The organism is Serratia sp. NFX21, assembly GCF_048517035.1.
Classification (GTDB): domain Bacteria; phylum Pseudomonadota; class Gammaproteobacteria; order Enterobacterales; family Enterobacteriaceae; genus Serratia; species Serratia quinivorans.
Genome location: NZ_CP183196.1, coordinates 2,737,694 through 2,752,611, shown reverse-complemented (window position 1 = coordinate 2,752,611; position 14,918 = coordinate 2,737,694). Strand labels below are relative to the sequence as shown.

Here is a 14,918-nt window from a genome sequence, read left to right as displayed (position 1 = left end):
TGTACCGCGCCCGTCATCTTTCTTCGTCAATCAGCTAGAACAAGAAATTTCCAGATGTTTGCCCCAGTCCGGCGGCAACGCGGCGAGATCGTCATACTCCGGGTTATCCGCGAATGGCGCCAGTAACGCCTGATGCAGCCGCGCCAGCTTACTGACATCATCTTGTTCGGCGCTTTCTATCGCCTGTTGCGCCAGATAGTTGCGCAGGATTAGCTTCGGATTCACTGCCTTCATCGCCTGCTGGCGCTGCGCGTCACTTATCTGTTCTTGCTGCAGGCGCTGGCGGTACTGCTGATACCAGCCATCGAATGCGGCGCGATCGATAAATTCATCTCGCAGCGGCGACTGCGCCTGCTGCTGCTCCGTCTGGCTTAGCAAGCGGAATGTCCGGCTATAGTCCCGGCCCTCTTGCGCCATCAGACTCAGCAATCCGGTCAGCAAATCATTATCCTGCTGCGACTGGGTGAAAAAGCCGAGCTTGGCTCTCATCTGTTCCCCATAGGCACGCATCAGGGCCGGTTCATAGGCCGCCAGCGCATTTTGCAACTGCTCGGTGCTCATCAGCCCGGACAAGGTTTGTGCCAGGCGGTGAAGATTCCACAGCGCCACCGCCGGTTGGTTATCATAGGCATAACGCCCCTGATGATCGGAATGGTTACAGATATAGTCGGGCTTATAATCGTCAAGGAAGCCGTAGGGACCATAGTCGATGGTGATACCCAAAATCGACATGTTATCGGTGTTCATCACGCCGTGAGCAAAGCCGACGGTCTGCCAATGGGCGATGAGCCGGGCGGTGCGTTCGACCACATCGGTAAACCACAGCAGATAGCCATCACTCTGACCTTTAAACTGCGGCCAGTGGCGGGCAATCACAAAATCAGCCAACTGCTGCACCTGCTCCGGCTGCTTACGGTAATAAAAATGTTCGAAATGGCCGAAACGCACGTGGCTTTCCGCTACGCGTAGCAGCATCGCCCCACGTTCAGCCTGTTCGCGATAGACGGGCTGATCGCTGGTCACAATGGTCAACGCACGCGTGGTTGGAATGCCCAGATGATGCAACGCCTCGGAAGCCAGGAACTCACGGATCACCGAGCGCAGCACCGCACGGCCGTCGCCCATACGTGAATACGGCGTCAGCCCGGCCCCTTTCAGATGCCAGTCCATGCTGCGACCATCCGCCAGCCGCTGTTCACCCAGCAAAATGCCGCGACCATCACCCAATTGCCCGGCCCAGACGCCGAACTGATGTCCGCTGTACACCTGTGCCAGCGGCCGCATACCCGGCAGCAGCGTTTCTCCCGCCCAAATAGGGGTTTTATCCTGGGTAAACCAGCTTTCGTCCAGCCCCAGCTCACGCGCCAGTGGCTCGCTGTGATACAGCAGGCGAGTCCCCGTTAACGGCGTGGGGTTCAATTCGGTATAAAAACCGGCTAATTGTTGTTGGTAAGCATTTTCAAACTGCGGCATAGGCCCTCCGTTCCACCTAGTGTAGAGCCTGGGCGTGGGGATTAACACGGAAGAAATGCAGGGAGAACGCATCTGCCTGATACCAGGACAGATGCGAGGGGATTGGCTTTTATGTATACCGATACGGCTTAAAAGCCTTTTTGCGCTGATGAATAAAATACTTTATCAGCGAGAGAATGATAATGAATAACAGTACCGGGATAGCAGCCAACTTCATCCCGACCATTATTGGAACCATTGTGTGTGTAGTACTCTCAATTATTGTTTTTGAACTCATCGGGCGTTACCCGTAACGCCGCCAAATTATCCACACCAACGCTGGGCCATAAAAAACCTTGCAGGCCAAAAACACCGGCGTGTCTGAGCTTATTAAAATACTCCTCCCTCTCTATTCCTTCGACGATGACTCCCTTGCACAGCAGATTGATATTCTTTAATAGCGAATCAATGACCACGTCATAACCCTGGTGGGTAAACAGCTGCCAGTAAAATCGCTTATCGATTTTCACGTAGTCGAATAGACCATCATACAATGCGGTCAGAGTTGCCTGACCAGAACCAAAGTCGTCCAACCACAGTGAGAATTTCTCACTAAGCCGACGAATTTTTTCATTGTTTTTCCCCGCCGAAAGATTCGGAAAACCCTCGCTGATTTCAAAGGCGATAAATGACCATTGTCTGATCCGTTCGCACAATTGATCGTCAGCAAGAATCAAATCGACCAGGATTTCTTCGACGTCAAGCGTCAACAATACATCGTTTTCGACAAACCAGGCGGCATTTTGCTCCGCCAAACTCAATTGTTCATTAAATAACTCAATCCTTTGCTCGGTGGACAATAAATTAATCCCAATGTCAGCCGGCATCGCCAAATCACCGTCCAGGCTATTAAAACGGTTCAAGATTTCTACCGCCAACAGCCTGCCCTCCATTGAGTAAACAGGTTGAAAAACATAGCTACTAATAAAGTCAGCTTCGAGTTGGATTTTCATTTCAATGCCATAGGCTGAATGGCGAACATCTCATCGTATATCAATATATTTTATCGATCAATCCCTGTGAGATTAATCGGAAATATCAATACAGCCAGTCATAATTTATCATTTAATTGATAGATTAAAGCTATATTAGACGGACATAACACGGAGATGAAAACAATTTGGCTTAAGGCAACAACCGTGACCCACGGCATGAATTTGAGAAGTATTTGGCTTATGTGATAAGATAATTCTGAAAATTTGACTTATCGACATTGTTTTAATTAAAGAAATTCCTATTCCGCGTTAAATATCAGATCCGTATCTCTGGCCTATGTACAACGCAGTGAGCTTAACTGATTAAATTTAATAACGCATCAATTCCTGGCGTTATTCCTTGCATTGAATCGGCAAAAAAATGCCCACCTTGATTTTCGGGTAAAATATGCTACCTGAGTGTTTTTACTGCATTTTTTTGCAAAAAAAGATTACGGCATGAAAGAGAGGCAAACTCGCGGCGTAAAAAAGGGATGAGTTGCCTCATCCCGGAGCATTCAGGATCCGAACGTTATTTGATCGTTTCAAGCAACCATTGTCGCAGCTCGGTTAATTCTGCGGCCTGCTCTGGGTACTGCACAATCAAAGCATCGCAGCAATTCGCCAACGCCTCGCTGCGATAGGTACAGCCCACCAGCATCTCGGCCAGCCGTTGCAACGGTGCCGGGCTGAGACTGTCGGTAAAAATCTGCGCCCGGCAAATGGCGCCTTTTTCCACGTCAAAGAAGATATCTACCCCACCCCAGACAAACCGTTCATTCAGCAGGTGACTGAATGCCGGCGCCTTGCCGAAATTCCATTGCCAACTGCTTTGTTTGGCAAACTGCGCGGCAAAATCCGGCAAATCGGGATAAACGTCAGGCGAAATGATTTCTGCTTTCGCAGTCTCACCATAATGCTCAAAGAACGCCTGAGTGATTGCGTCGCACACCTGCTGGTGGCTGATATCGGCTTTAAACTCCGCCAGATTGGCAACGCGAGAACGTACCGAGGTGATGCCCTTGGCCTGCAATTTTTTAGGGTCCGGATTAAGGTAGTCGGCCAGGCGATTGAGATCCGCGTTCAGCAACAAGGTGCCATGGTGGAACCCGCGATCCTGAGTTTCCCGATAGGCCGAGCCGGAGATTTTACGCACGCCCTCTGCGGTATCAATCACCAGGTCATTGCGTCCCGATGCGGTGGCCTTAATGCCCAACTGAGCCAGAGCTTGCAGAATAATGCCGGTAGAGACGGTTTTATCGTAACCGGGTTTGCCCGCCATAAAGGTAAAACAGCTATTGCCCAAATCGTGGAATACCGCACCACCGCCGCTGCTGCGGCGTGCCAGACGAATACCGTCCTGCTCCATGCGGCGGGTGTTGCACTCTTTCCAGGGGTTTTGTGACTGACCAATGACCACGGTTTCGGCATTGCGCCACAGGAACAGAATTTTCTGCGTAGTCATTTCGCGGAAGATGCACTCTTCCACTGCCAGATTGAACCAGGGATCGTAGGAATCGGAAATCAACAGGCGTAAGTTACTCATGGCGGCCACCGTTAACAATGTGATACCGCCATGATACACCAAATCAAGAGGTTAGAGCTAAATGCGACGCGCCTGCCAGTAGACCTTCTTCCAGTAGACGTTGTTCAGCGAGGAACGTATCACGCCGCGGCTGGTTGAGGCATGGATAAACTGATCGTTAGTGTCATAAATGCCAACGTGCAAACCATTCTCACCGCCACCGGTTTTGAAAAACACCAGATCGCCGGGCATCAGCTCATCGCGAGAGACTTTGGTTCCCAGCGAGGTTTGCTCTTCAGTAGAGCGTGGTAATTGCATATCGAAACGATCGCTGAAGGTGCGATAAACAAACCCGGAGCAGTCGACGCCACCGCGGTCTAACCCGCCATAGCGATAAGGGGCACCGTACCATTGACGCAACTGTTCGTTTAACTGAGCGACAACCACAATCGAATCGGCCAATTTGCCGCTCGGCGGCGGCGCATGGCTGCTACAACCGGCAAGAATTAAACTGGCTAATAAAAACCAAATACGCATCCGCATAATATCCCTTCATTGAACAGATTGCCGCTTTATGCCTCCCGCTAAAGCATACCGCCTGCGAGGCAAAGCCGACACCAGCTAAGGAAAGCGCTATTTTGGGCTAATTTATCCCCCTGTAGGGGAAAAAGGCAAGCATGGTGAAGGAGATAATCGAATTGACGCCGGTTTTCGCGCTATTGGAGCGTTTTTACCTTGGCCTGACTGTTAATCAGCCACACGCCAAACAGGATAAACAGCGTGCCCAAGGTTTTCAGCAGCGTGGCGGATTCATTAAACCAGGGCAGGATCACCGCCGCCAGATAGACCAGCGCATAACTTACACTCAACAGCGGGTAAGCACGATTGAGTGGTAAATGGTGCAGCGCGAAGAACCAACACAGCATTGACAGCGCATAGCCAAAAATACCGCCGCTGACCACCACTAACGGCAACCAATACTGCATAAACAGGTTCAGGGTGACGTCGGCAAATGACATCAGGGGGATCTGCGCCATGCCCCACTTCATCAGCAACTGTGCCAGCGTGACTAACAGCACGCTGGCCGCGCCCCAGGCATAACCTCTCATGGATTGATACTCATCAGCAGGATCCCCAGCATGATTGAAGCCACTCCGTACCAATGGCGTGCGGTAGTCGGCTCATTAAACAGCCAGCGGGCGGCCAGCGTCACCAGAACAAAATTCAGGCTGAGCGTCGGATATGCCAGGCTGAGCGGCAAACGTTGCAACACATTAAGCCACACCGCCATGCCCAGCCCCAACAGCAAAACGGCCAGCGCCAACCAGCGCAGCGTTACCCCCCGCCTGACTTCGGGAGGTAACTGCCAGCTCAGAGCGGCCTGTTTCTGGCACAGCTGCCCACCACAGGTGAGCAGACTGACCAGTACCACCAACAAATAGCCGACTATCATGGCTGCTGTTGGTACCAGAACAACGCCAGACGATTCATCACCTCAACCTTATCTGCTTTCGGCAGTTTTTGCTGATCAATGCTTTCTCCACGCGACAACTGCAACACCAGTGAGACATCGCCCTGTTTACGCGCCTGTGCCAGCCACTGCGGGAAATCGCTGTCGCTGATGAGATGGCTGCGGGCATCCGGATACTCCAAACCGTAGGACACCTCCCCCTTCTGGTTAAACATCAATACGTCGCTGCGCTTCAACTCCCAGGCCAACCCAGCCGCTACGCCAACGCTGTCGGTCAGCACGTAGCGGCTATGGCCTAATTCAGCCATATTCACCCGGATAAAGTTTTGCGGCAGCTTGGAGTCGGTCACCTGCTGCGGAATGGCGTAACCAATCAACAAACACAGCAACAATGGGCAAGCCGCTGCCCAGCTCCAGCGTTGCGCATTATTACGCACCGACACTACGGCAAACAACAACCAACCGGCAAAGGCGATAATACCGATAGCAATCTTCGGCCACTCTTGCGCGGTAAACAAATGCACTTTGGGTAACAGTCCGGAGCCCAGAACCACCAGCGCCAGGATGCAGATTAAGCCAAACAATCCGTTTAATACGGCGTTAACCTTGAATACCTTGCTGCGCAATGCCGCCACGCAGTCTTCGGCATAGGCTGCCATCAGCAATGCCAGGGGTGCCATGCACGGTAAAATATAGGTCGGCAGCTTGCCCTTGGCGATACTGAAGAAGATCAACGGCATCATTACCCAGCTAAGCAGGAAGAACAGTTCCGGACGCTGAACGCGTTCCCGCCAGCCCTTGAGCAAGGATCCCGGCAGCAGTGCCAACCAGGGCAACACCGCCGCCATCAAAACCGGGACGTAATACCAGAACGGGGCTTTATGTTGCGCATTGTCCTCGGCGAAACGTTGAATATGCTCCACCCAGAAGAAGTAGTTCCAGAAATCCGGCTCACGTTGTGCGATGGCCAGCGCCCAAGGCAAGCTCAGCAGCACCGCCACCACAATAGCCACTGGGCCGTAGATCAACAGGTCTTTAATTCGCCGCTGTTGAATGACAATCGGGATCACCGCGATCACCGGCACCGCCAGTGCCAGAAAACCCTTGGTCATAAAGCCCATGCCGCAGGCCAGCCCCAACAGCACGTAGCCGCCCAGCTTGCCTTTGGCCGTGGTCGCTTTCAGCGTCAGATAATAACTGACCATCGCGGCGGCCAGCCACAAGGAGATCATCGGGTCCAACACGCTGTAGGTACCGATACTGAATACCAGAACCATCGACAGGAAAATCAACGTCGCCAGGCTGGCACGGCGCGCATTGCGCCACATCAGCATTGCCAGTGCGAATACCAGCAGCGCCGTCATGCCGGTACTGAATACCGAACCGAAGCGCACCGCAAAGTTGGTATCGCCAAACAACCATTGGCTGATGTTATTGAACCAGTAGCCGGCCACCGGTTTTTCAAAATAACGCAGGCCAAGCAAATGTGGCACTACCCAGTCGCCGCGTTGCAGCATTTCGCGGCTAATCTCGGCGTAGCGGGTTTCATCCGGTTGCCATAGCAGGCGGCCGTTGAGCGGAATCAGGTAAACCAGAGCAAAAAAAATGGCCAACAAAATAGCCCATGATCCTTTTAGCGCCTTCATGAATCGTCCTTCACATCGGTTTGACAACCCAGCCAACCTTCGCGACCAGGGAAAGGAGCACGCTCAACGCGGCCCAATGGCAATGACGCCAAATCTTGAGGCAACAGTGCGCTTAACGGACAGAATTCTATGCCCTGCCGTTGCGCCCGCTGCAGTAACTGCTCAAACATTGCGGCCTGTGACATGCCCTCCACTTCGGTATGAATGGTATACACCGGCACACCGCGATCGTTTTCAATCGCCCGCAGAATGTAATCGTTGAAATCATTCATACTCACTTCACTGCCAATCACCTCATCAAAGGTGGGCAACGTGACCGGGATCTGTACGGTTCCCAGGCGGCCATCGCTTAACACCGGACGGAAGGGATGGGTGCCACGACAGTCGCTGTTGTAGTGAAAACCAAAACGCTGCTTCACTTCCAGCACCCGCGTATCGGCACGCCAACCGGCAACCGCCGAACATTTGACAGGCTGACCGGTACTGTTGGCCAGCGCATCCACACCGAGCTGAACCTGCTGCATCAGTTGCGCTTCTGACCAACGGCCAACTTTGGCCTGCCAACCCTGGTGATCCCAGGCGTGCAGCCCCACTTCATGCCCAGCCTGTGCAGTCAGTTTCATCAACGGCCCCAGGGCACGGGCAATATTACGCCCCGGCCAGGCCGTACCTGCCAGCAAAATATCCCAGCCGTACAGTGACGCGGCATTGGAGCGCAGCATTTTCCACAGGAATTTCGGACGCAAAAGGCGCCACAAATGGCGCCCCATATTGTCCGGTCCAACGCTGAAGAAGAAACTGGCCTGAATATTGTACTTGTCGAACAGCTCCAGCAACTGCGGCACCCCTTCCCGGGTGCCGCTGAAGGTATCTACGTCAACTCGCAGACCGACTTTCTTCATGCACCGTCACCTTCCTGAACGGTCGTACGCAGGAAGTAATCCAACGTATCAGCGACGGTTTGCTGCATGGCGATGGTTGGCTGCCAATCCAGCAAGCGGCGGGCATTCTTGATGCTCGGCGTGCGGTGCTCAACGTCCTGATAGCCTTTACCGTAATAGCTGCTGCTTTCAACGTCCTTGAAGCCGGCAAACGGTGGGAAACGGTCACGCAGCGGATGATTGTTGAAGCTTTCGAGCAGCATTTCTGCCAACTCGCGGATACTGGCTTCGTTGGTCGGGTTACCGATGTTGACGATCTGACCATCGCACAGGCCATCACGGTTTTCGATAATGCGGAACAGCGCTTCGATACCGTCATTGATGTCGGTGAAGCAACGTTTTTGCGCCCCGCCGTCCATCAATTTAATTGGCGAGCCTTCCACCAGGTTGAGGATCAGCTGGGTAATGGCGCGAGAAGAGCCGATACGTGCGGCATCCAGGTTATCCAGACGCGGGCCCATCCAGTTAAACGGACGGAACAGTGTGAACTTCAAGCCTTCTTTGGCACCGTAGGCCCAGATCACTCGATCCAGCAACTGCTTGGATACCGAGTAAATCCAGCGCTGTTTGTTGATCGGGCCGACAATCAGGCGTGAGTGGTCTTCGTCGAATTCCTTGTCGTCACACATGCCGTACACCTCGGAGGTGGACGGGAAGATAATGCGCTTGTTGTATTTCACGCAGTCGCGGACGATTTTCAGGTTTTCTTCGAAATCCAGCTCGAATACGCGCAGTGGGTTGCGGGTGTATTCAATCGGTGTGGCAATCGCCACCAGCGGCAGGATCACGTCACATTTCTTGATGTGATACTCGATCCACTCGGAGTGGATGCTGATATCCCCTTCCACAAAGTGGAAACGCGGGTTACCCAGGAAACGGCTGATGGCGTCAGAACCGATATCCAGACCGTAGATATCATAGCGGTCATCACGCAGCAGGCGTTCGGTCAGGTGGTTACCGATAAAGCCGTTAACGCCGAGGATCAGCACGCGGGTTCTGCGTTTCATCACTGCGTTTGGCTTGGCGGCCAGGCGCACGTCGGTGACGATACCCATTTCCTGCGCCAGACGGCTGCCTTGCACGTACAAACCGACATCGTTTTGGCCGGCCACAATTTCCAGCGCGCCTTCACCGCAGGCAATGATCAGCGGAGAGGTACTGAGCACGGTACCCGGTTGCTTGTCGTGCCGGGTATCCAGCACGCGGGCACGCCAGACAATCAGTTTACGCTGGCCAAGGTAGCTGAAAGCACCAGGGTAAGGTTCGGTCACGGCACGGACCAGGTTGTTGATTTCCTGCGCTGATTTATGCCACAGAATTTCACCATCTGCCGCGGTGCGACGACCAAAATAGCTGGCTTCAGCTTCATTTTGCCTGGTGAATGAGGCCGTCTCGTTTTTCAGCTTCGGCAGTTGCTCTTTCAGCAGCGCCTGTGCCGCTTCCAACACTTTTTTGTGCAGGGTCAGCGCGGTATCGTTAGCGGCAATCGCCACTTTGTGCTGGCCAACAATATCACCGGCATCCGGACGCTTAACCATTTTGTGCAGCGTGGCACCGGTTTCGGTTTCCCCATTTACCAGCGCCCAGTTTACCGGTGCGCGACCACGGTAATGCGGCAGCAGTGAGCCATGCAGATTGAAGCCGCCTTTTGGCGCCAGTGACAGCAGCTCTTCGCTCAGCATATTGCGGTAATAGAATGAGAAAATAATGTCAGGCTGCATCTCGCGGATACGTTCGATCCACAGCGGGTGGTTAACGTCTTCTGGCGCATAAACCGGCAGCTCCAATTCGGCACCCACACGGGCAACGGAGGAGAAAAAGTTGTTCTCACCAGGATCGTCGGTATGGGTGAATACCGCCTGAATATCATAGCCCGCGTCAGTCAGCGCTTTCAGACCAGCGCAGCCAATATCATGGTAAGCAAATACGATAGCTTTCATTATTCTTCTTCCTGAGTATTGTGGTTCGGCTGTTCACCGACCACTTTCTGAACAAAATAACGGGGACGAGCACGAACGTCGGTATAGATGCGACCGATGTACTCTCCCAACAGGCCCATGCCGACAAATTGGGCGCCGATAAAGGTAAACAGCACGGCAAACAGGGTGAACACCCCGCCGCCCGACCATTCAGGTCCCATAATCAAACGCAAAGCGATCAACAGCACCGCCAGCAAAAAACCTGACAGCGCCACCACACTGCCCACCACGCTGAGCAAACGCAGCGGCGTCGTAGTCAGGCAGGTGATCAGGTCATACATCAGGTTAATCAGCTTCATCAGGCTGTATTTGGAATCACCAAACTCGCGCTCGGCATGCAGCACTTCAATTTCAGTGGTGCGGCGGGCAAAGGTATTCGCCAGAATGGGGATAAAGGTACTGCGCTCGTGGCAGTTCAACATCGCCTCGATAATATGGCGGCGATAGGCGCGCAGCATGCAGCCGTAATCCCCCATCGATTTACCGGTGGCACGTTGGATCATCATATTGATGATGCGCGAAGCGCTTTTGCGGAACCAGGAGTCCTGACGGTTGGCACGCACGGTTCCCACCACGTCGTAACCTTCTTCCGCCACTTTCACCAGACGCGGGATCTCTTCCGGTGGGTTTTGCAAATCGGCATCCAGCGTAATCACCAGATCGCCACTTACCTGATTGAAACCGGCCATGATCGCCGAATGCTGCCCATAGTTACGGTTAAGCAACACGGCAATCACGCAGCTGCCCGGCTGTTCGGCCGCGGCGGTCAGCATATCGGCAGAATTGTCGCTGCTGCCGTCATCGACCAGGATAATTTCATAAGGTTGGGTCAGTTGTTTACAGGCGGCGGTAGTACGTTCGAGCAAGGCAGGCAAACTTTCCTGCTCGTTATAGACCGGGATCACCACCGAAACTTTTTTTATCGGTTCAACGCGAGACACGTAACGACTCCACAACAGAAGACAAGGCTTTAACCACGCGATCAACATCGGCGTCGGTCATATCAGGGAATAGCGGCAAGGTGCACAGACGTGCCGAGTTCCATTCGGTATTGGGCAAGGAAAGCTGCGGATAGCGATCGCGATAAAACTTCTGGGTATGGGCGGCGCGGAAATGCAGGCCGGTACCGATACCCATTTCTTTCAGGCGTTCCATCAACTGGTCGCGATCGATACCGCAGCGTTCAGCGTCAACGCGCACCATAAACAGATGCCAGGCATGGTCGTGCGGATAATCAGGTAATCCCAACGGCAGGAAAGGCGAACCTTCCAGAGCGGTGAGGTAACGTTGCGCCAGCGCCTTGCGGCGAGCATTAAGCTGCGGCAGACGGGCCAACTGCACCACGGCGATAGCCGCGTGGATATCAGAAAGATTGTATTTGTAACCAGGCTCGACCACTTCGGCCTGGGGTTTGCGCCCCAACTGCTGGCGATCAAAAGCATCAACGGCCAGGCCGTGGAACTTCAGACAGCGCAGGCGATCTGCCAGTTGGTCGTCGTCGGTGGCGATCAGGCCGCCTTCGGCACAGGTCAGGTTTTTTATCGCATGGAATGAGAAAATTGCCGTGCCGCGAGCCCCCACCCACTCACCGTTGTAACGGGCGCCCACCGCATGAGCGGCGTCTTCAATCAGGGGGAGATTATGGCGTTTTGCCACCTCACGCAGTGCATCCATCTGCAACGGTGCGCCGGCGTAGTGCACCGGGACAATGGCTTTGGTTTTCGTCGTAATGGCGGCTTCAACATCACTGGCGCTGACCATCAGCGTATCTCGGTCAACGTCAATCATCACCGGCGTCGCACCGAGCAATTCAATCATGTTGAGGGTAGAAACCCAGGTCTGGGACGGGGTGATAACTTCGTCACCCGGGCCAATGTTCAACGCCATCAGGGTGATATGCATACCTGCAGTAGCGGAACAGACGGCAATGGCGTGTTTACAGCCGAAGGTGGCACAGAACTCACTTTCCAACTGCTGATTTTGCGGCCCGGTGGTGATCCAGCCTGAGCGCAATACCTTTTCTACCGCCGCGATCTCTTCATCGCCAATCGCCGGGCGTGAGAAAGGTAAAAATTGATCCATAGTTAACCCCAAACGTATCAAATTGCTTTAATGACACTGTAGATCTCTTTTATTTAACGAATATTAAACGCCAGAGAGAATCGTTCCTGATGGATTAACTGCCAATGTACGGCCGCAAGCTTAACTAAACCTTAAGATGCAATTTATTATCAGCTAACTATCTGATCTGCGGGGGCTATCATCATTAAATTTAATTGATTTCAAAATCAATTAGTTATAGTTATATGTAATTATATAATTATTCTGTTTGAACTTAATCATCGTAGCACTTCAGCGACGGCTTTCAAGATTGATGAGGTATTTTTGGGAAGCAAGGGGAAATAAAGCCGGTCGTTATCCGGCTATTTATATCAGGTCCGTTTATTTTTCGTTTAAGTCGCATTTTCAATGCGCTAACGCATTATGCCGTCCTGGTCATAATCCAGCGTTGATCGCCTACCGCCTGCAGGTGAAAATCCACGTCATAGATCTGTGAAAGCAATACCGGCTCCATCACTTCCCGCGTGGTTCCCTGTGCGACAAGGCGCCCGGCATGCAGCAACCAGACCCGATCGGCCTGCTGCAAGGTATGATTAAGGTCGTGCGCGCAAACCAACGCGCTACGTCCACTCTGACAAAACTCACGCAGTAACCGATCCAGCGCTACTTTTTGCGCCACGTCCAGGCTATTGGTCGGTTCATCCAGTAACAGCAGTTGGCTGTAAGGATTGACCGTCGGCCAAACCTGCAGTAATACCGCGGCCAGCCGCACCCGCTGCCATTCACCGCCGGACAACTGAGTCAGCATGCGCGGCAGCTTGTCCATCAGTTTAAAACGCTGGCACAGATAAACAATAGTGCTCTCCAGCGCCTGTTCCGTGCTACCTGCAGGCCGGTGCAGTTCCAGATACTGGAATACCGGCATCAGCGCCACTGGCGGCTGTTGCTGGCTTAAATAAGCACGGCGCAGAGCCAGTTCATTGCCCTGATAACCCGCCAGCGGCTGGTCTGCCAGCCGGATCTCTCCCGTGCCAGGCAGCATGCCTGCCAAACACGCCAGCAGTGTACTTTTGCCGGCACCGTTCGGACCAATAAGGTGAAACTGCAACCCAGCATCGACCTGTGCTGAAAATGGGGCCAGACGCCCTTCTACCCCAACCTGACTGAGTTGCAGCATTATGAATTATCGCTCCTTCTTTATATTACTTGGCCAACGCCTGTTTGACGGCGGCCACCAACGCAGGATCTTCCGGTGTCATATCCGGAGAGAAACGTTGGATCACATTGCCATCACGCCCGATCAGGAATTTCTCAAAATTCCACAGAATGTCACCGGTTTGCTTTGGTGCCCGGCCTTTACTGCTCATGCGCTCCAGGAATCCACTGTCCTGCGGCGCCACGGCTTGCGGTTCGGCGGCAATCAGCGCCTGGTACAGCGGATGACGGTTTTCGCTGTTCACTTCAAGCTTGGCAAACATCGGGAACTCAACGCCAAAGGTGCCACGGCAAAACGCCAGGATCTCTTCGTTGCTGCCAGGCTCCTGCCCGAGGAACTCGTTGGATGGGAAGCCCAATACCTCAAAACCCTGGTCACGGTAGGTTTCGTACAGGGCTTCCAGCCCGGCATATTGCTTGGTCAGGCCGCATTCCGAAGCCACATTGACCACCAGCAACACGCTGCCTTTATATTTGCCCAGCGTGGTGGATTGATTCTCGATAGTGTTCAACGGAATGTCATAAATCGCTTGAGTCATGGAGCTTATCCTCTTGTTTTACTTGCAGGTGAACAGAGAAACTACCTTAAGCTTTTTACCCGGGTCAGTAGCCAGATAAATAGCGGTGCCCCCAGCGTGGCGGTTACCACGCCGATGGGTAATTCAGCCGACAGCAGCGTAATACGCGCCACCACATCGGCCGCCAGCAACACACCGGCGCCAGCCAGTGCGCAGCCCGGCAATAAATATCGCTGATTGGTCAGGCCACTGAGACGCAGCATGTGCGGTATGACCAGTCCGACAAAACCAATCACCCCGGCCAAAGCCACACTGACGCCCACCAGCCAGCCGATGGCCAGCACCAGTAGATTACGCCACAGATGCAGGGAAAGCCCAAGTTGACGCGCCTGTACTTCACCCAGCGCCATAAAGTTTAGCGCCTTGCCCTGGCAACACAGCCAAAGCAGCACCGGTAACAATGCCAGCACCAGCCATTTCTGCCGCCAGTCTACACCGCCAAAACCGCCCATCATCCAATACATCAGCTGGCGCAGGTCCAGGCTGGAACTAAAATACACCGCCCAAGTCATCACCGCGCTACACACAATGCCCAAGGCAACACCCACCAGCAGTAGACGCGCATTGGTCAGACGTTTTCGACGGGCAAAGCTCAGCAACAGAAAGGTCATGATCAGCGCACCGGCAATGGCGCTCAGGCTCATAAATGCTACCGGCAGCAGGCCGTTGCCCAGCAGCACCGTTAGCACCAATGCCACCCCCGCGCCGTTGGCGACGCCCAGCAAACCCGGCTCGGCTAGCGGATTTTCAAACAGCGACTGCATTACCGCCCCGGCCACCGCCAGGCTGGCCCCTACCAACATCACTGCCAGCGCGCGCGGCAGGCGTAGTTGCCAGACAAACAGCTGCGCGGCCTCACCCGACCACTGTGAGGGCCAAAGCCAAACGTCGCCCGCACTGAGGCTGAAAACAAAGGCCACGGCAACGCCCAGCGTTAGCAGCAACAGATGGCGTTTATCGCGATGGCGCTGTTTGTGCAGCAATAAGGTAAAGGTCTGGCTGGCTGGCATAGGCGT

At 53.7% G+C, this 14,918-nt stretch carries 14 protein-coding genes; all 14 read right to left on the bottom strand.

What is annotated here, in order from left to right:
- Positions 1-30: 30 nt before the first annotated feature.
- The 14 genes from ACNT1W_RS13080 to btuC all read right to left on the bottom strand — a co-directional run bounded on the left by ACNT1W_RS13080 (position 31) and on the right by btuC (position 14,912).
- On the bottom strand, positions 31-1,473 hold the full coding sequence (locus tag ACNT1W_RS13080; protein ID WP_419245681.1) for a protein adenylyltransferase SelO: 1,443 nt from the start codon (positions 1,471-1,473) through the stop codon (positions 31-33).
- A 254-nt stretch (positions 1,474-1,727) separates the two neighbouring features.
- Positions 1,728-2,465 carry an EAL domain-containing protein gene (locus ACNT1W_RS13075; protein ID WP_012144895.1) on the bottom strand — a complete coding sequence of 246 codons (738 nt, stop codon included), beginning with the start codon at positions 2,463-2,465 and terminating at the stop codon, positions 1,728-1,730.
- A gap of 553 nt (positions 2,466-3,018) precedes the next feature.
- Entirely contained in the window at positions 3,019-4,032 is a 1,014-nt protein-coding gene (locus ACNT1W_RS13070; RefSeq protein ID WP_135344365.1) for a lipoate--protein ligase A, read from the bottom strand.
- Positions 4,033-4,089: 57 nt separating this feature from the next.
- On the bottom strand, positions 4,090-4,554 hold the full coding sequence (locus ACNT1W_RS13065) for an NlpC/P60 family protein (RefSeq protein WP_012144893.1): 465 nt from the start codon (positions 4,552-4,554) through the stop codon (positions 4,090-4,092).
- A gap of 173 nt (positions 4,555-4,727) precedes the next feature.
- Positions 4,728-5,120 (bottom strand): 4-amino-4-deoxy-L-arabinose-phosphoundecaprenol flippase subunit ArnF, encoded by a 393-nt coding sequence (gene arnF, locus ACNT1W_RS13060; protein WP_419245680.1) that lies wholly within the window; start codon positions 5,118-5,120, stop codon positions 4,728-4,730.
- On the bottom strand, positions 5,117-5,464 hold the full coding sequence (arnE, locus tag ACNT1W_RS13055; protein ID WP_012144891.1) for a 4-amino-4-deoxy-L-arabinose-phosphoundecaprenol flippase subunit ArnE: 348 nt from the start codon (positions 5,462-5,464) through the stop codon (positions 5,117-5,119). Before arnE ends, arnF begins: the two co-directional genes overlap by 4 nt.
- Positions 5,461-7,128 carry a lipid IV(A) 4-amino-4-deoxy-L-arabinosyltransferase gene (arnT, locus tag ACNT1W_RS13050; protein ID WP_419245679.1) on the bottom strand — a complete coding sequence of 556 codons (1,668 nt, stop codon included), beginning with the start codon at positions 7,126-7,128 and terminating at the stop codon, positions 5,461-5,463. Before arnT ends, arnE begins: the two co-directional genes overlap by 4 nt.
- Entirely contained in the window at positions 7,125-8,030 is a 906-nt protein-coding gene (gene arnD, locus ACNT1W_RS13045) for a 4-deoxy-4-formamido-L-arabinose-phosphoundecaprenol deformylase (RefSeq protein ID WP_259189001.1), read from the bottom strand. Before arnD ends, arnT begins: the two co-directional genes overlap by 4 nt.
- Positions 8,027-10,009 carry a bifunctional UDP-4-amino-4-deoxy-L-arabinose formyltransferase/UDP-glucuronic acid oxidase ArnA gene (gene arnA / locus ACNT1W_RS13040; protein ID WP_419245678.1) on the bottom strand — a complete coding sequence of 661 codons (1,983 nt, stop codon included), beginning with the start codon at positions 10,007-10,009 and terminating at the stop codon, positions 8,027-8,029. The genes arnD and arnA overlap by 4 nt, the downstream gene beginning before the upstream one ends.
- Entirely contained in the window at positions 10,009-10,989 is a 981-nt protein-coding gene (gene arnC, locus ACNT1W_RS13035) for an undecaprenyl-phosphate 4-deoxy-4-formamido-L-arabinose transferase (RefSeq protein ID WP_012144887.1), read from the bottom strand. Before arnC ends, arnA begins: the two co-directional genes overlap by 1 nt.
- Positions 10,976-12,130 (bottom strand): UDP-4-amino-4-deoxy-L-arabinose aminotransferase, encoded by a 1,155-nt coding sequence (gene arnB / locus ACNT1W_RS13030; protein WP_419245677.1) that lies wholly within the window; start codon positions 12,128-12,130, stop codon positions 10,976-10,978. Before arnB ends, arnC begins: the two co-directional genes overlap by 14 nt.
- A gap of 400 nt (positions 12,131-12,530) precedes the next feature.
- A complete protein-coding gene (gene btuD, locus ACNT1W_RS13025) occupies positions 12,531-13,286 on the bottom strand; it encodes a vitamin B12 ABC transporter ATP-binding protein BtuD (protein WP_012144885.1) in 756 nt (251 codons plus the stop codon).
- Between the two features lie 25 nt (positions 13,287-13,311).
- Positions 13,312-13,863 carry a glutathione peroxidase gene (locus ACNT1W_RS13020; RefSeq protein ID WP_261422983.1) on the bottom strand — a complete coding sequence of 184 codons (552 nt, stop codon included), beginning with the start codon at positions 13,861-13,863 and terminating at the stop codon, positions 13,312-13,314.
- A 41-nt stretch (positions 13,864-13,904) separates the two neighbouring features.
- The gene (gene btuC / locus ACNT1W_RS13015) at positions 13,905-14,912 is read right to left on the bottom strand and encodes a vitamin B12 ABC transporter permease BtuC (protein ID WP_261422984.1); all 1,008 of its coding nucleotides are present in this window, start codon (positions 14,910-14,912) and stop codon (positions 13,905-13,907) included.
- Between the last annotated feature and the right edge of the window lie 6 nt (positions 14,913-14,918).